Here is an 18,492-nt window from a genome sequence, read left to right as displayed (position 1 = left end):
GGTGAAATGAATGAGAAAAACTAAAATTATTGCAACTCTAGGTCCTGCTGTCAAAGATGATTCTACTCTTATATCTCTAATTAAAGCAGGTGTCGATATAGCAAGGCTAAATATAGCCCATGGTAGTGTGGAAGAACATAAAAATATGAAAGATAAATTTGAAAAAATATCGGAAGAATTGGGAAAAAATACGGCCATAATGCTGGATATAAAAGGTCCAGAAATTAGAATTACAAGATGCAAGAAAAAATTTGTTAAAAAAGGGGATAGGATTGATATAGGGGATTTTGGAGATATAGAACTAAATCAAAAAATCGTATACAATTACTTATCTCCCAACACATATGTGCTTATCCATGATGGTGAGATTAAACTGCAAATAAAAGAGATAAAGGATAAACTTGCCATAGCAGAAGTCGTTGAGGGTGGAATAATAGCCCCACATATGGGGGTAAATGTTCCCGGTGTTTCCATTCCAATTCCATATATTCAAGAGAGGGATTTGGAATTCATAAAAGCACTTGCACCTATAGATTTCATTGCTGCTTCTTTTATCCGCAGTGCTTCAGATATTGTTGCCCTTAGAAAAGTTATGGATGAAATAGGGTTGAAAGGGCAAATAATTGCAAAAATAGAAAATCAAGAAGGGGTAAATAATATAGAGGAAATATTGGAAATTAGCGATGGAATTATGGTGGCTAGGGGAGATTTAGGCACAGAGATACCCGTTGAAAATTTGCCACAAATCCAAAAATACTTGCTCAAGAAAGCAATAGAATATGGTAAAGTAGGAATAATAGCAACTCAGATTTTGGAGAGTATGATAAGAAACCCACTACCCACGAGAGCTGAAGTCTCGGACATAGCCAATGCGGTATTAGATGGTGCTGATGCCCTTATGCTCTCTGGAGAAACTGCCATAGGAAAATATCCTATAGAGGCAGTGAAAGTGTTAGCAAGGGTAGCAGAGAGAGCAGATATTATGATAGAAAATAAGAATTTACTGGAACTCAAAGGCTCTCTTTCTGAGTGTGTAAGTAATGCTGCAGTACTTCTTGCCAATGAGATCGATGCTGATGCAATACTGGTACTTACCCGCACAGGAAAAACCGCAAGGTTGGTTTCTAGACACAAACCACCAATGCAAATCCTAGCAGCCACATACTCTAAAAAGACATTACGCAGCTGCTCAATTTATTGGGGGGTAAATGCTTTCCTCATCGATAAATTTGGATATGCGGAAAATGCTTTAAAGAATGCGATTGAAAAAGCCGAAAAAGATGGTTTGCTTAAAAGGGGAGATGTTATAGTGATCGCAGGTGGAGAGCCTTCTGGAATTCCTGGCACGACAAACTTTGTGTGGGTTCAACTAGTTGGAGATGTAATTGCAAGAGGAAAGGGTTATGGTAAGAAGAAAATAAGGGGAAAAATATGCAGAGATGCGGAGAATTGCGATATTTTGCTTATGTCTCACTGGAACGAGATCAATACAGAGAATGTTAGAGGCATTGTTATAGAATCAAAAATCTACGAGCCGTCAAAACTCATAAATCTCTCAAAGAAAGGAATTTCAATCCTAGCTGGCACTGGAAAAATAGAAATTGAAAATGAGGTTGTAACTTTAGATCCTGAGAGGGGAGTGCTGTGGAAATAACCTTAGATTCACTCTGGTTCTGAATATTGCCAATATAGTCCCATGTGATTGTAGCTCAAGAGTCGTCTTAAACGATCTATCAATATTATCCATCTTCTTTTGAAAATGCAACGGAATTGTTAAGTTATGCTGTTTATGATTGTTAATGGTAGTATTATTCTCTTTTTGATAATTTGTATGGGTGATCGCAGAGGTGGCACTACTAGTCCAGAGATAGTTGTTACTAACAGTAATCGTTGAGGCATAGCCCTCGCCGTAAACCACAACATCATCAATGAAAACTCCATATGGATCATTAGAATTAGCATATGTGGGATAATCCGTTGCATTAGTCACTACCCTGAACCTGATCATCACGCTCTTTCCTGCCCAACCACTTATATCACAGTTGATTCTAGCAAGGGTTCCTGAATTAACCCAGCCATATTTACCGTCAGAGCTCGTTCCAGATATACCTCCTGTGCCACTAGCACCCCATCCTATTCTAACACCATAGGTTATAGAGCTCCAAGTCATTCCATTGTCATCACTTATTTCCACACGCACAGTAGCTGGTGGTAAGCCTGCCGCAGGATTCAAATTAAAGCGTATCCAGAAATAGAGATACGCTGTCCTAGCTGTACTCAAATCTATCTGCTTAGTTATCAAAGATGAATCTACACCTTCTGGAAGAGCCCAGTTATTAGAGGAAATTCCATAGGCCCAAGCATAATCTCCTGAGTGTGCTTTCTCAGCTCCCGTACCTCCAAAATTGTATAATTGCCACAAATCTTTTGAATTGTCGGATGTTATAGAAATCTTTACATCATCCAAGTACCAACCCATAGCTGGATCCCAACCATTGTTTGGTCCAACTCCACCAAATTGTACAAGCATAAAAACTATTCTTATGTACTTGAACTCTGATATATATGGAGATAGATCCACTGAAATATAATCCCAGCCAAATGTACCATCACCACTTCTTCCATTGAAACACCAGTAGGGCTTATTTCCATATTTATCAACGAGTCCATTTTGACTTCCATCTATTTTTGGTCCTCCAGTTGTAGCATAATTATTAACTCCAGAAATCTTTAAGTTGCCTGTGTAAGATTGTGTTGGCATAAGATAAACCCTTGAAGCCGAATCCCATGTCCAAGAGTTTTCATCATTTGATCCCCATAGATAAATTATACCTCCATTAGTACCCTGCGTCATCCAGTACTTTGTCCAGAAGGTTAGAAATGCCTTCTTTGCACCAGAAACTTCAACAGGTTGAGTTATAAAATAAGTATAATTCGCTTTTACATCCACAACGGAAGAATAATCTGCGGGAATAGTTCCCCCAGACCCTCCAGAGCTTGAAGATGGCGGAGTGTAATCTATGTAGTACACAACCATTACATCGTCTATTGCTATATAATCATCGGTGTTAACGACTGTTATATTTATGGTATATGTAGATAAATCATATATAGAAACGGGTATAGTAACAGAATAATATGCCTCATCCGTATCTGATAAAACATGGGTAAGTGTTGTAAGAAGTTGACCATTAGCATACACATTAATAGTAGCATCAGGATAATTACTGTCCTCATAGTTCTTTCCAACCCAGAATCTTATTTCAGCACCTTTTATAGTGTAACTACCAGGATAGTGATATTTTAGAACATCTCCGGGATATATAGTATGCTCAAGATAGGGCGGCTGGTTTCCATTTCCCTTACCATCCGTTTGAGCAACCCAATATTCATCTGTCCAGTAGTAGTAATTACTTTGACTTTTATAGTAATAGTTTCCATCATTCGTAGAAACAATAGTAAAGCCGCTCTGCTTCCACCTACCCAAGAAGCCCGGAGTATTTGCATCATCAGGAGTACCTGTACCTCCTTCATTTGCATAAGCTCTGAACCCATCGGAAAACACAACAGCTCCAAGCCCCTGAATTGTAGTTGAAGCATATAAGTTATTCCCTAAGTTATCCCCATAAGAAGACATTGGTGCTACTGCCCTAAGTCCACCTGTTGTCTGCTGAATTAGAAGTTGTATGAATGTGGTGAATACCTGCTCTATAGCTACTGGATCGTCTTCGAATAAGCCCATCGATATTCTTCCTTGGGAAGAGTTTCCAATAGGGAATAAACGCCCATCCCATGCATCTGGAGCTACCGAGATTGCAAGGAGATTATAGGGGACCTTAAGAAGCCCGCTGGATACATATTTCTGATAATTTTTTATAACTCCATCTTCTACTTCATAACTACCTGTGCCTGGTGCATAATCAAACCTAGCTCCATTACGCACATTATTAGGGCCATAATTATCAGAGTTACTTAAACCATCAGTCAATACCAATATACCACGGGTGGCATCCTCCCTATCAGGATTATCTGCAGATTGGGTATCCATATAATAAACCGCCCAAGAAAGAGTATCATATAAGGGAGTTCCACCGTCAGCCTGGATATCTTTCAAATCTGAAATAATAGTTGGTAAATTATCGGCAGTTACATATGTAAATCCCATATATTCTTCAGGGTGACTATTGCCATCAAAAGTGAAAACTGCAACCCTATCTTGAGGACCTAGTTCCTTAACAGCATCGATTGCGGCCTGGATAGCTACATCAATTCTAGTATTTGATCTACCATCACCATTAACATCCCCAACAGTGGCACCAGGCACTACACTATTCATACTACCAGAGGTATCTATTACAAATATGATATCAATAGGTTTTCTCTTATTTAATCTTGGTGCCTCAGGCATCCAGAATGCACTTGAAGCAGAATGATAAGCACCGCCAGTGAAATTCAGAACCTTGGTATCGTTTGTATAGAAAGTATTACCATCTTGGGTATACACTCCGTCGCTATCTGTATCTCCGCTTAATGTCCAGTCCCAGTCACCCACCACATTGGTACTAACATCTCTCCGATTTATAAAGTCCAGAGGCGACTCTCCATTTATATCAAGTACTGTTGCCTCGTGAATCCAGTTTCCAGCACCGTTTTCCATATTATCCCAGAAATAGTAAACTCTGACAGTTTTAATTGCTTCGTTGTTAAAATTGAATATTTCCTTACCGTTGTTGGACGTTCCATTAAATACCGTCTCTTTAACTTCATTTAAAGGATCAACAATAACCCTTATATGCCTAGCCGCTCCTGCAAACATAGGGGTCCATTTTATTTCCACTTGAGCATAGCTATTACCAGGCACATACACGGTTTTACTTCCTATCCAATCGAAATCATCATAAAATCTCACAACAGCATTTGTACCCTCTGCACCATAATTGTAAACTTTTGTACGAAGCATATAGGAGCGCCCAATTATAGGAGGAAGATTTGGAATATTTCCCCCATAAGTAATATTTATATCCGAGGTATAAGTGGCCAATTCAGGCATATTGGGTTTGTAACCAAACCAGTTAAACAATTTATAGAGCAATAGCGCCTCACCCTGATCTGCAGGAGCATACGGCTTAGCTATACTTTCATTTTTTAGACCAAATATACCTATAATGTTCTCTAAATTGAATGGAACTATGGCAAATTTACTTCCACTTCCTGTTATCTCCGATACTATTCCATAACCAGTAGAAGGTATGGAATTCTCGTATACTGCAGATAAATTTTCTAAATCGAAATAACCTGAAGTGACAGACTCGTAAGTCCTGAAAAGTGATTGGGCATCTGCAGCAGAGATATTATACAGCTGAGTATTTTCTTTTATTACCAGGGTAATACCATTACTAACACTGTTCACATTATTAACGCCATAAAGTACACTCTCACTTTCAACATTCTCTGAACTCATCTGAGATATCCCCAAATACCTTTTTAAATCACTATTGCTATTAATATATCCCGCCATATCATTACCTAAGAAAATTTGGCCGGTATTTGGATTGTTGCCAAGGGAGTCTGTTATCGCATTTATATCTCTCTTCCCAATAGGCGTATCTGCCCAGATAACTAAATTGTATTGAGCAAAGTAATCCCCTGTTTCATACCCGTTGGGCAAATTACTAGAATGCGTGTCAAGTGTTTTGTATCTATAACCTAGGTGCTGAAGAGTTGAAATTACAATATTTCTCTCATTGACTGAATATTGCTTAGTGCTATTATAAACTACAAGAGTAGAAAAATGAACAAATACGCTTGTATCCACAATTTCCTGATTTATTATATTATTTTGATAGTTGGTTTCCTTTATAGTATGATATGGATTTACAATAGCCGTAAGAGTGTGCTTTCCTGGCTGAGTAGGTATCCATGTAAAATTAACTGTAACAAATCCGCCCTCTGGTGGTATAGTACCTGTAGAGTTCGGATTTGTGGTGTTTATATTTAGAGACACTATGCCATCCACTTCAAGTAAAACTTTGCTAGTAAGAGGAGTTCCACCATTATTCGATACTATAACGCTTATATGGACAGGTTGTTTATAAAGAGGATCCCTAGGAGTTATAATCATATCTTCTACAGCCAAATCATTTCCAGCTCTACCTGTAATACCGGCAAGCCATTTAAGTACCCTATATGCTATAAAGTCTTGAGCATAATAATGATGTATCCTAGACATTTCAAAACCCATATACACTACCTTTCCGCCCATGGACTTTATGGTACTATAATCCTTATACACTGCTACAGGACTGTAGCTAGATGTAGGATTTCCCGGTATATGTCCAACTATAAACTCTTTAAGGCTTCCAACACTGTTAAAATATATTGTATCATTTCCATTAGGTGCATTATCCCTATTTATTATCTCATCACTAATTACATTCCCTTGGGATGTAGTTAAGTTTATTGCCGTATTTTCAACACCTTCAATAGCATCCATCTCCTTAGAGTATATTACTATATTCTGATCGCTCAATATAGTCTTCAAATTCGTAGAAGATATTTCTTGACTTATAAGCCACAACGCTCCACCCTTGTTGTACACAAAATTCTGTAAGATCAAGGCCTGTTGAGAAGTGATTGGATCCTCTTTATATCCTGTTTCCCATATAACGAGGTCATGAGAGTATATATCATTTCTTAATTGCCCAATGTTTATGGTGCTTTTATCTACATCATATTTATATCCTGCTGTATCAAGATAATACTTGTAATACCTACTCGTATCCCAAGGAGAGCCTTCTGCATATCCATCATCATCAACCAAGAGAATACTAGGCAACACAGTAAGAGATACCGTGGCAGTATCACTATACTTGTTTGGATTTTCAACAGGAGATACATTTATTATTTCAAATACCAACTGATGAGATCCTGAAACTTTTGAAACTACATCCTCTCCACTATCATTGGCCCCCACATTCTCCCAAATGAAAGATATAGTTGTTTGCCCCGCAGCAGCTATAGTATAATTCATAGTTTTAGAGGGAAGATATTCTGAAGATCCCAAATTAGTTTTTATAGGTATAATTCCATCTGGATTAGTTGCACTTTTATATCCTTCATACTTATCAAACACCCTTAATTTAAATGTTGCTCCAGTACCCCCCAAGTTTTCAATGGTCACCGACACTTGTACATTATCTCCATGAGTAGGATCCAAAGTACTTAGAGTTATAAATTTTGAATCGATATATAAATCAGGTGCCTTAGATTGTGTACCTCTGCTTACAAATATATGAGCAGGATAACTTACAACTAAATTTTGGGTACTAGATATACCATAATTTATCTCTACTCTAACTGTATATGGCCTCAAAATATCCAATGATTCATTAGTCTTAAATCTGACTATCGTTGTAAATGAGTTACTACCAGAATAATTCATATGCTTTATTGGTGATCCATAGATTGAGTATTTTAGAATACTGTTGGAGAAATCAAGAGTCACATTATATCCACTTACATCATTATTATCAGGATCAAAAATTATGGCCTTAAAAGTAGCAGGCTTACCTAAAATGGGTGGTGAAGGAGAAGTTGTTAAACCCACAAGAATCGGTGGCATATTAGTCCTACCTTGCAACCTTGTGGACCATATTATATTACCAGTATTTTTATCTAAAAGAGTTACCCCTATATTTAGGGCCTTAATGTCTTCTAAGGATGGATAAGTAAAGCCGTCCCAAGAGGAATCATAATAAAAACTTTCACCCTGGGAGAACTTTCCATCTTTATCAAAAGGTTGTTTTGAGAAATTTGACCAAGAGAGCATATGTTGCTTAGCTGTGAAATCAATTACTATTATAAACATAGTTCTCCAATCAACTAAACTCTCTCCACCAACATTCTTCACTGTTATATTTAAGTAATAATATCCATTTGCATTTTGTTCAATTTTCATATTTGCATCAAACTGGGCATATATTCTCTCCTTAGGAGTGGGCATGGTACTCACATAATAAAATACTGTGGAAAATAACATAACAGTTATTAGCAATATAAGTATACTACCCAAAACTTCTGAAACGCCTTTCTCTTTTTTATATACTCTCCCCTTCACTTTCATACTTGCCCTATTGCTTTGTGTATTATTTAAACTTTATGGGGTACATACCATTCTAAATTGGCATAAGATTAAAATACCCAACTTCTATAATCCATCAAGGGCCCGTGGTCTAGGTGGTTATGACGTCACCCTGACACGGTGGAGGTCCCCGGTTCGAATCCGGGCGGGCCCACTGGAAGGGACACCTGCGGTTTCCCTTTCCAAACCCATCCCTTCGGAACATTCTCTTTTTCTGTGGCAGGAGGTAAAGGAACTCGCTGGTGGTTCCTGAGAAAGGTGCTTTACCCCCAAAGAAGTTTTATGGTTGTAAGAGGGTAAAAAGCTTGTTATAATTTTTCAATCAAAGAACTTTCAAGAAGGCTTAGCCATAGGTGCAATACTCATCTGTTAAAAGGAGAGGTTTAGAAAGGGGAAATGAGCAAATCCAATGGATTTGCGAACTAGCCCTGCTATACAGGGCGCTGCTTGGTGCCCCTTCTTAGAAAAGGTTAATTACCTACCATGCAATTCAAATATATGGGATTTCAAGTAATTTACTTTCCATATGTATCTTCGACTCAAGAAATTGCAAAGAATATTTTGATGGATAGAGTAGCCATTGTAGCAGATGAGCAGAACGCAGGTAGAGGTAGGCGGGGTAGAATTTGGCACTCTCCCCCCGGGGGCCTCTGGATTACAGCAATTCTCAAAAGTACTCTAGAACCACAAATTCTAAGTTTGGTAGGGGGAATAGCAATAGCAAAAGCCTTAGAAAAAAAAGGGTATAAAGCATGCTTGAAATGGCCAAATGATGTGATTTACAAGGGAAAGAAACTTGCAGGCGTGATTGGGGAGCATTACAAAGGTTACATTCTTCTTGGAATGGGCATAAATCTCCAAAACGATATACCTGAGGAGATAAGAGATATAGCAATAAATATTCCTAACCTCCCTAGAGATGATTTACTTCCTACACTCTTGGAAACACTTGAAGATGAAATTGCGAAAGAGAGAGATGAGATAATAAAAGATTGGAAAAAATACAATTGCACCTTGGGCAAGAAGGTTAAAATTGTTGAAGATGAGAGTTTCGTAGGATTGGCTAAAGATTTAACTCCCGAAGGATTTTTGCTTGTTGAAAAAGAGGGAGAAATAAAAAAAGTAGTTGCTGGAGATGTAATCATTTTGCAATAAAGTTTATAATGCAAATAGAGTTTGCTTGTCCGTGGAAATCGGTCACTGTTTTAATTGCAATGTGCCTTTGCGAGGACACAGATGCGATATATGCGGTAAAAAAGGTGGAACTTTGAAATTTCATGATCTTGGAGATATAAGACCTGCCTCCAATTATGAGAGAGAAATTTTAACGAAGATCATACCTTACAAAGAAGTAAGAAATTACTTGAGTAAAAGATTAATTCTTCTATCAAAGCAGCCCGGATTGGATTATCGCAAGGATGTATTTGTGGACGGTTTTAAGATAGGAATTATGGAATACATAAAGGATGGTATATGGAGATGGAAATTCACACCTACAGGAAAGGGAGCATCACTTTTTCATATTCTTGGCAGAGTGGAAGATTTCAAAATTGAAAGCAAAGGACATTTGAAGGGTAAGAGAATAAAAAAGGATATCCAAGGAGATTGGGCAATATTCTCATCGGGCAATTGCATAGGAGTTGCAGTTAAAACAGAAAAAGGTACGAAAATAAAAGATATTTACTGTGGAAAAATAAAAACTGCAAGAAAGAGCAGTATGAAAGATACTATATCTGCAAATTTAGGATATTTGAAAAAAGTTGAAAATGAGGCAATTGAGAGAATAAAAAGGGCAAAGGCAGATTATGTAGCCTTCTCAGGTGGCAAGGATAGCGAGACAGCTCTATACCTTGCATACAAAGCAGGAGTGAAGAGAGCAATATATGCCAATACGGGATTGGAGTTTCCAGAAACGGAAAGGTTCGCATACAATTTTGCAGATTATCTGGGTATTGAACTAATTGAGATCAGGCCAAAAGTAGATTTCTGGGAAATGGTTGAAAAATTAGGAGTACCAACCAAGGATAGACGATGGTGCACAAAATATTTAAAATTAGAAGGACTAAAAAAATTCAAAGGTACAATAGTTGATGGTTCTAGAAAGTATGAATCTTTAGGAAGGATGCTAAGACCTCAAGAATCAAAACTTGGAAATTTGAAGGTTATATATCCAATTTTAGACTGGCTTGCTCTCGATGTATGGCTATTTTTAGAATGGAAAAAACTGCCTCATAATCCCCTATACGATATGGGATACGAGCGTATAGGCTGCTTTATGTGTCCCTCTATGCTAAATTCTGAATTTCATAATTTGAAGAGAACGCATCCAGAGCTTTTTGAAAAATGGTATGGGTTTTTAAGAGAGAAGGGATACTCCCATAGCGAGATTATGGACGGAACTTGGCGCTGGAATACATTGCCTAGGAAAATGAAGGAAATAAGCAAATCTTAATATAATCTTGTTATACGGGAAAATATGATAAGGCAACCGATTGTCAGTGTTCTTGGCCATGTTGATCATGGAAAGACTACACTATTGGATAAAATTCGTGGCACTTCAGTTGCAAGAAGAGAAGCAGGGGCAATTACCCAGCATATTGGAGCTACAGAGGTACCTATTGACGCAATTTACAAGATTTGCGGAAAGTTAATAAACAAAAAATTCAAGGTACCAGGGCTTCTCTTCATAGATACCCCTGGCCATGAGGCATTTACAACCTTGAGGGCAAGGGGAGGTGCTCTTGCAGATTTGGCAGTATTGGTTATAGACATAAACGAAGGAATAATGCCACAAACTGTGGAATCAATAAATATTCTCAAAAGATACAAAACCCCCTTTGTTATCGCGGCAAATAAGATTGATTTGATTTATGGCTGGAAAAACTGTAAAGATGAGCCATTCATATTTGCAATTCAAAAGCAAAAAGAAGAGGTGCAGCAATCCGTTGATGAAAAGATTTATAAGATAGTGGAAAAATTATACGAGCTTGGGTTCTCCGCTGATAGATACGATAGAATTGCCGATTTCACTCAGAACCTTGCAATTATTCCAATGAGCGCAAAATTGGGCATAGGAATTGCAGATTTGTTATTAGTTCTTGTAGGTTTAGCCCAAAGGTTCTTAGAGGAAAATCTAAAAACGGAAGAGGGACCTGGTGAGGGCACAGTTTTAGAAGTTAAAGAAGAAAGAGGTTTGGGAAAAACAATAGATGTGATTTTATACTCTGGCACAATGCGCAAGGGTGATACAATAGTGGTTGGGAGCCATGATGAACCGATAATAACCAAAATAAAGGCAATATTAAAGCCAAAACCTTTGGATGAGATGCGAGACCCGAGAGATAGGTTCTTGAGTGTGGACGAAGTGCATGCCGCAGCAGGAATAAAAATAGCAGCACCAAACTTGGAAAATGCCCTTGCGGGCTCGCCTGTAATAGTTGCAGATGATAACCTAGAAGAGGTAGTTAACAGGGTGAGAAAAGAGACGGGCATCCACATAGAAACTCAAGAGGAAGGAGTGATAATAAAAGCCGATGCCCTCGGCTCTTTGGAAGCTCTGGCTTACGAGTTGAAACAAGAGGGGCTACCAATAAAAATGGCAGACATTGGGGATATAAGTAAAAGAGATATTGTAAATGCTCAAACAATAGGAAATCCCCTGTATAGGGTGATATTAGGATTCAATGTAAAAATCCTGCCGGATGCAGAGAAAGAGGCAAGCAAGATAAAAATATTCACGAATAATGTAGTTTACAAGATCATTGAAGATTATAAAGAGTGGATGGATGAGAAAAAGAGAGAATTGGAAGCGGAGAAGAGGATGGAGATAACCTTTCCAGGCAAGTTTAAGATTCTACCTGAGTATATTTTCCGCTTGAGTAAGCCTGCTATTGTAGGTGTTAGAGTTCTTGGTGGTAGAATAAGAGTAGGGCAGAGAATATTGAGAGAAGATGGTCGGGTTGTAGGAAGGATAAAGAGCATAAGAAGCGGGGAAAATAATGTGCTCGAGGCAATAATGGGAGAAGAGGTTGCAATTGCAATAGATGGAGTAACCGTTGGGAGGCAAGTGAAAGCGGGTGAAACATACTATGTGGACATCCCAGAGGAGCATGCTAGAAAACTCTTCAAGATGAATTTAAGTTACGAAGATAAAGAGGTTTTAGATGAGATTGCAAGAATTAAAAGAAAAGAAAAGCCCTTCTGGGGGTTGTAGTATTGGATGAAATAAAAACCCATACTGCTTTGCACATACTAAAGGGAGCTGTGGTTAAAGTTTTGGGTGCAAAATGGACAGCAAGCGTTTATGTAAGTGGCAATCACGGGAGATTAACAGTGAAATATCACAGAAAGCCGTCTCAAGATGAGATGAAAAGAATAGAGGAACTTGCAAATGAAAAAATAGGGGAAAATGTTCCAATAAAAATTTTAACATTGCCAAGAGATAAAGCCGAAGAAATGTTTGGAGAGGATATATACGACCTATTTCCAATTCCGGATAATGTAAAAACCCTGAAAATCGTTGTCATAGATAACTGGAATGTTAATGCCTGCAACAAAGAGCATACTAATAGCACAGGTGAAGTGGGGAAAATAAAGATAACAAAATGGAGGTTTAGGAGAGCCAAAGAGTTGCTAGAGATAAGCTTTGATGTAGAGCAATGAAATTATTAAATATATGAAACACATATTTTCCATGGTGGATGCATGACATGGTCTGAAAAATTAGACTCGTTTTTTAAGATTAGTGAACATGGCTCCACGATAAGAACTGAAGTTATCGCAGGGTTTACAACATTCATGACTATGGCATACATAATCTTCGTAAATCCAGCAATTCTCAGTAAGGCTCACATGCCATTTGCACCTCTTGTAACGACCACCGTTATAGCAACTGCAGTGATAACAGCGCTTATGGGTCTCTTAGCTAAGAAACCCTATGCATTGGCACCTGGTATGGGATTAAACGCTTATTTCACCTACAGCGTAGTATTGGTTATGGGTTATTCATGGCAGGTTGCTCTTACCGCAGTGTTCATTGAAGGTTTGATTTTCATAGCACTCTCAGTCACAAAAGTTAGAACGATGGTGGCAAATGCATTTCCAGTTACGCTCAAATATTCTATAGGCGCAGGCATAGGACTATTCCTTACATTTATAGGTCTAAATAACGCCAACATAATCAGATACACAGCAGAAAAATTGCTTCCAAATGGACAGGCAGTTGGTGTAGTGGTATCCATGAACTACATAAATATTCCATCTGTTGCCATAGCACTATTCGGGATATTCATAACAATAATATTCTTGGTTAACAGAATAAAAGGAGCACTTCTCTGGGGAATACTTGGCTCCACATTAGCAGCAGTTTTATGGGCAATACATAATCCGTGGGCAGCATCACAACTTTACCCATCAGGATTCTCTTTGCCATCCTCACCTGTCTCTTTACCAGCATCAATTGCACCCATTGCCTTAAAACTAGATTTTCAAGGGCTGATCAATGCAGGAGCCTTGGGAGTTATCTTTGCTTTCCTTATGGTGGATTTCTTTGATACCTTGGGCACTGTAACAGGTCTATCGGCGAAGGTTGGAGACCTTGATGAGAAGGGAAACATACCTGAAAAACCGCTAACAAGAATGTTATTGACCGATGCTATAGGCACTACATTCGGTGCTTTGATAGGTACATCCACAGTAACTACATACATAGAAAGTGCCGCTGGTGTAGAAGAGGGTGGCCGTACAGGATTGGTAAGTATAGTTGTGGCTCTCCTCTTTACAATTGGACTCTTCATAACACCCATAGTCGCCCTTGTGCCATCAGCCGCCACTGCCCCTGCCTTGATTCTTGTGGGTCTCTTTATGCTCTCAAACATGAAGATGGTGAATTTTGACGATTACACAGAGTACATTCCAGCTTTCATAACTCTCATAGTTATGCCATTCACTTACAGCATATCAAATGGAATAGGCGCAGGCATAATTACATATGTGATAACAAAGATGGCTACGAGGAGATTCAAGGAGATAACCCCGCTAATGTACATACTTGCAATCGTGTTTGTAATATACTTTATCTGGCTCTACTGGTTATGATTTTTCCAAATATTTTTTATTTTTAAACTTATTTTCCCCTTATGTTCAATGCATTAGTATTCAATAAAAGCTCCTATGATTTAGAGCATTTTATGAGAAAAATTGGTGTGAGTGAAGATGGTATTTCAATTATGGCAAAGAAGGGAAATTTTATAGTTTTAAGAATGGAAAATTTACCGCTTAAAGGGGCGCTTCTTCTAAAGCAGGAAGCTTTGGCAGCGGGGATGGAATGCGCATTGCCATGGTGCACTGCCGCATTAAAATGTGAAAGTACGGATGCCATATTGTTTGGCACTCTAAGACAATTCGAAATATTGATAGAGAAAATGAGAAAGCAGCCCTTCAAGGGTAAAGAGATGTCAGATGAAATGAAAGAAGTAATAGAGAACTACGCCAAAAGAGAATTTGTAATAGAGGCAAGGGAGTATAAAATAAAAATACCACCTGTGAAAATAATGGGCATACTAAATGTCACACCAGATTCATTTTCCGATGGGGGAAAATATTTGAGCGTTGAGAGGGCTGTGGAGAGAGCAAAGGAGATGGTCAAGGAAGGTGCAGATATAATTGATATTGGTGGAGAATCATCTCGTCCATTTTCAGAGCCAGTAAGTGAGGATGAGGAAATGAAGAGAGTTCTGCCCGTGATAGAAGAATTGCAAGAGCTAAAGGTTCCAATTTCAATAGACACATACAAACCTAGGGTTGCCGAGGAGGCATTAAAGAGAGGAGTGAGCATGGTGAATGATATTTACGGATTGAGAAAAGAAGGTATGGCAGAAATAGTAAGAGATTACGATGCGGCCGTGGTAATAATGCATATGAAAGGAGAGCCAAAGAACATGCAACTAAATCCAAGCTATGCAGATACGATAGGTGAAATAGCAAAATTCTTGAGGGAGAGAATAGAATTTGCCTTGAAGAAAGGGATAGAAGAGGATAAGATAATGATAGATCCAGGAATCGGGTTCGGCAAGAGAGTAGAGGATAATTTGAGAATTTTGAAATATTTTGATTCTTTCAAATCTCTGGGTTTTCCTATTTTGGTTGGGGCATCTAGAAAGAGCTATATGGGCAAGCTCCTTGATTTGCCTGTAGAAGAGAGATTAGAAAGCACTATTGCAAGCGATGTAATTGCCTCACTTAAAGGGGCCTCAATAATCAGAGTACATGATGTAAAGGAGAACTTCCGAGCGATAAGGATGCTTGAGAAAATTACGGAGGTAAAAATATGAGATTGGCTTGGCAATGCCCAACCTGCTATGCAGAGCTTGGAGATAAGAGCTATGCAAAGATGCTAACCTGTCCTTACTGCGGCTCTCTTCTTATTGTTAATGCAAAGGATAAAAAATTCTATAGGGTGCCAAAAGAGAATGGCTGGTATTATTTTAGAAAGGCAAATTCCCCCGGCTACATAAGATTTGGCAATTACGAGGAGCATTACAAATATGATAAGAATGATAAAAAATGGTACCTTTTGAAAAATGGAAAAGTATTCGAGCTCAGTGGAAAATTAAAAAGCTTTGGGAAAAGTATTGTAGAAGAAGGAGAAGTGAGTTATGTATGGGGTGAGTTTCCATTCGTTGCCCCTCCAAAGAGCACTTTGAAAACAGCCATAGAAGAGGATAAAATAATAAAAATATCTTCAAGAGCTATTCTCCTCTTTCTCGAGAGCAATAAGGAAGCTTCTGACATTTTTCCTGAAATCCTCTAAAGTAGATGTATTAAGAAGCATATAATCTGCCAAGGCAAACACATTGCCAAGACCCCATTTGAGCTCTCTCATCTCCCTTGCAACAAACTCGTCCCAGCTATGGATATCATCTTCCCTTCCCCTGTTCAATATTCTCTCAAACCTGACTTTTCTAGGTGCAAATATACCTACAAGTTTAGCATCTTCTCCCAAAGCATTTTTGAAAACTTCTACTTCTTCCAAGCATCTAACTCCATCTATTAGCGTTCTTTTTTTATTCTTTATCCTCTCCAAAGTTCTTTTTGCCCATATATCTATACCATATTTATTTCTCTCCTCCGAAGCGATTTTTCCCACAATCTCATCCTTTAGTTCTAAACCCAAAGAAAGAACGAAATTGCGAACAACATCACCCATCCTGACTATTTCGTAGCCCTCCTCTCTTGCAACTCTAACAAATTCTTCCTTTCCTGCACCGGGCATACCCACAAGGAGAATAACAGGCATAATGGTGAATAAAAGTGCAATTATTTATGCTTGTTGATTGCAACTTGATTATCAACCTTAAGATTTGCAACGATTAATATAAATAAAGGCACAAAGATTGAAAAATGTGGCCACAATCGAAGATATAAAGGAAGATTTTTTATACGCATACCTAGTGGAGCTTGCCTTTCTCATATCCATTATCTTCAATTTTATATATGCAAATGATTGGAATAATGTGATAAAATACTCTCTAATTTTTTGGGGGATATTCATCACGGAGGATAAAATTTTAAAATCATTCATACTTTCAAAATTAAAGGATTTAAAAGAAATATTCCATTTAATTAGGGTATGGAAAAAAATTGCAAAGGCGGCCCTTGCTTTATATTTGTCTCTCCTTATCATTCTCTCAAGCTGGGGAATAATTTACTATTTGAGAATCTACATGGACCATATCGAGAGCATTGTCCCCATCATTATTCAAATTTTTCCATTCTATATCGCCATATATACAGGATGGCTTTTTTCATTGTCTTACATAAGAGCAAAGTATGTGAAGCTCGTTCTCGCAATACTAAAAAAGCGTTCAGCTACCCGGCTTTAAGGGCTTTATATGCACATCCACCTGCGGAAACGGTATCTCTATGCCTCTCTCTCTGAATACCTTGACTATTCTCTCCCTTATCTCACTTGGCACTTTCCACTGCTCCATCACATTATCGATCCATATGTAGAGAGAGAAATTTAAACTGGATGCTCCAAATTCGCGGAATATAACCACTGGCTCGTAATCTCCATCCCTCAGAACCTTAGGATGAGATAGTGCAATCTCTTTTAGAGTTTTTATTACTTTTTCAACATCACTTCCATAAGAGACGCTCACATCAATCCTTATCTTCATTTTATTATTCGGCCTGTTAAAATTGATTATATTAGTATTCGCAAGTTTGCTATTTGGCACGAAAACAACTGTATTGGAAAAGAGCTCATATAATCTTGTGCTCCTAACACCAACATCCAAAACTTTATAAACACCATCATCGTTTTCAAGCATTATTATATCTCCTATTCTAAAGGCCTTATCTATCAAAATATGCAGTCCGGAGAAGAAATTGCCCAAAGTCTGCTGGGCTGCGAGACCCAATATAACACCAGCAATACCTACGCTGGCAAGAAGAACTCCAACATTCACTCCCATAACTTGTAGTATCATAAGCCCCCCAAGCGTACCGATTGTAACAATTCCGAGTTTCTCTAGAATAGGAATGAGAACATTCTCCAAATCTCCCTTTTTAGTTCTAGAAAGATGGAAAAGATAGTAAATGATTATATCTTTAAAAATGCGATAAGAGATCCAAGTTAGAATTATAACCACAATTATATTGTAAATTTCAATTATAAGCCAGAAAATTAAGGATAGAGGAGGTAGAGTCAAAAGAGCAGTGGTAATACCATAGAGAATTACCCATGTTGTAATGGGCTTATGAAGGATTTCAACAATAATATCATCTATTTTTGTCTTTGTTAATTTACTTATCTTTTTCAGATATGGAAAGAGAACATAAAGAACAAGGGTGAGTATTACCCAAGTTATGATCACATTGAGGAATGTGCCCCAGTATCCCCAACTCTCGGGCCATGGTATTTCAAAAAGGTAAAACGGGGTGGATAAGTAAGAAATGTGTAAAGTATAAACATAATCTCCAATTTTTCCATTCTCATCGTAAAGAAGAACATGAATGGGAAGATTAAAATCACTTACTCCATAGCTTTTTGGCGCATGAATTTGAACATTAATGGTTCGAAAACCCCCCTCTTTTACTACACCACTGCTCGGAGTTACATTAATATCCCAACCATAAGGAGCCTTGTAGTTGATTGTATAAAATACCGTCTCATTCTGGGTATTTACTATGGAGAAATTAACGACTATTTCCTCACCTCCTCTAATAGTGACATTTCCAGTAGATGGCAGGAGCTGAGCATAAGCGGATGGGAATAGAACGAACGCAAGTAAAACGATAGCAAATATCTTTTTCATCTTCTTAGAGAATATTAAAAAAAGTATAAAAAG

At 38.0% G+C, this 18,492-nt stretch carries 12 protein-coding genes and 1 tRNA gene; 10 read left to right on the top strand and 3 right to left on the bottom strand.

Features of this window, described 5'->3' with window-relative positions:
• Positions 1-10: 10 nt before the first annotated feature.
• The gene (gene pyk / locus ABOO_RS04770; protein ID WP_012997271.1) at positions 11-1,654 is read left to right on the top strand and encodes a pyruvate kinase; all 1,644 of its coding nucleotides are present in this window, start codon (positions 11-13) and stop codon (positions 1,652-1,654) included.
• On the opposite strand, the gene ABOO_RS04765 is transcribed toward pyk, so the two are convergent.
• Positions 1,622-8,122, bottom strand: a complete 6,501-nt coding sequence (locus ABOO_RS04765; RefSeq protein WP_012997270.1) for a CARDB domain-containing protein — start codon at positions 8,120-8,122, stop codon at positions 1,622-1,624. The genes pyk and ABOO_RS04765 overlap by 33 nt on opposite strands.
• Positions 8,123-8,220: 98 nt before the next feature.
• Here ABOO_RS04765 and ABOO_RS04760 point away from each other — a divergent pair.
• From ABOO_RS04760 to ABOO_RS04725, 8 genes are all read left to right on the top strand, one after another.
• A tRNA-Val gene (locus ABOO_RS04760) sits at positions 8,221-8,294 on the top strand.
• Between the two features lie 344 nt (positions 8,295-8,638).
• Entirely contained in the window at positions 8,639-9,295 is a 657-nt protein-coding gene (locus tag ABOO_RS04755) for a biotin--[acetyl-CoA-carboxylase] ligase (RefSeq protein ID WP_012997269.1), read from the top strand.
• Between the two features lie 112 nt (positions 9,296-9,407).
• Entirely contained in the window at positions 9,408-10,592 is a 1,185-nt protein-coding gene (locus ABOO_RS04750) for a phosphoadenosine phosphosulfate reductase domain-containing protein (RefSeq protein ID WP_236614144.1), read from the top strand.
• Positions 10,593-10,616: 24 nt separating this feature from the next.
• Positions 10,617-12,353, top strand: coding sequence for a translation initiation factor IF-2 (gene infB, locus ABOO_RS04745; protein ID WP_012997267.1), 1,737 nt, complete (start codon positions 10,617-10,619; stop codon positions 12,351-12,353).
• A gap of 2 nt (positions 12,354-12,355) precedes the next feature.
• Positions 12,356-12,802: an alanyl-tRNA editing protein gene (locus tag ABOO_RS04740; protein WP_008084304.1), complete on the top strand. Its 447-nt coding sequence runs from the start codon at positions 12,356-12,358 to the stop codon at positions 12,800-12,802.
• A 42-nt stretch (positions 12,803-12,844) separates the two neighbouring features.
• Positions 12,845-14,236 carry an NCS2 family permease gene (locus tag ABOO_RS04735; RefSeq protein ID WP_008084271.1) on the top strand — a complete coding sequence of 464 codons (1,392 nt, stop codon included), beginning with the start codon at positions 12,845-12,847 and terminating at the stop codon, positions 14,234-14,236.
• A 41-nt stretch (positions 14,237-14,277) separates the two neighbouring features.
• Positions 14,278-15,471, top strand: a complete 1,194-nt coding sequence (folP, locus tag ABOO_RS04730) for a dihydropteroate synthase (protein WP_008084289.1) — start codon at positions 14,278-14,280, stop codon at positions 15,469-15,471.
• Positions 15,468-15,950: a zinc ribbon domain-containing protein gene (locus ABOO_RS04725; protein ID WP_012997266.1), complete on the top strand. Its 483-nt coding sequence runs from the start codon at positions 15,468-15,470 to the stop codon at positions 15,948-15,950. The genes folP and ABOO_RS04725 overlap by 4 nt, the downstream gene beginning before the upstream one ends.
• Here ABOO_RS04725 and ABOO_RS04720 read toward each other — a convergent pair.
• Complete coding sequence (locus ABOO_RS04720; RefSeq protein WP_008084298.1) at positions 15,882-16,436, bottom strand: dephospho-CoA kinase; 555 nt, start codon at positions 16,434-16,436, stop codon at positions 15,882-15,884. The two genes, ABOO_RS04725 and ABOO_RS04720, sit on opposite strands and share 69 nt — an antisense overlap.
• A gap of 106 nt (positions 16,437-16,542) precedes the next feature.
• Between ABOO_RS04720 and ABOO_RS04715 the strand changes: the two genes are divergently transcribed.
• A complete protein-coding gene (locus ABOO_RS04715) occupies positions 16,543-17,022 on the top strand; it encodes a hypothetical protein (protein WP_012997265.1) in 480 nt (159 codons plus the stop codon).
• On the opposite strand, the gene ABOO_RS04710 is transcribed toward ABOO_RS04715, so the two are convergent.
• Complete coding sequence (locus ABOO_RS04710) at positions 17,005-18,459, bottom strand: mechanosensitive ion channel domain-containing protein (RefSeq protein WP_008084228.1); 1,455 nt, start codon at positions 18,457-18,459, stop codon at positions 17,005-17,007. The genes ABOO_RS04715 and ABOO_RS04710 overlap by 18 nt on opposite strands.
• Positions 18,460-18,492 lie beyond the last annotated feature (33 nt).

The sequence above is a fragment of the Aciduliprofundum boonei T469 genome (assembly GCF_000025665.1).
GTDB lineage: Archaea > Thermoplasmatota > Thermoplasmata > Thermoplasmatales > Aciduliprofundaceae > Aciduliprofundum > Aciduliprofundum boonei.
The sequence above is the reverse complement of the archived record's forward strand: the minus strand, read 5'-3'. Positions and strand labels throughout refer to the sequence as shown.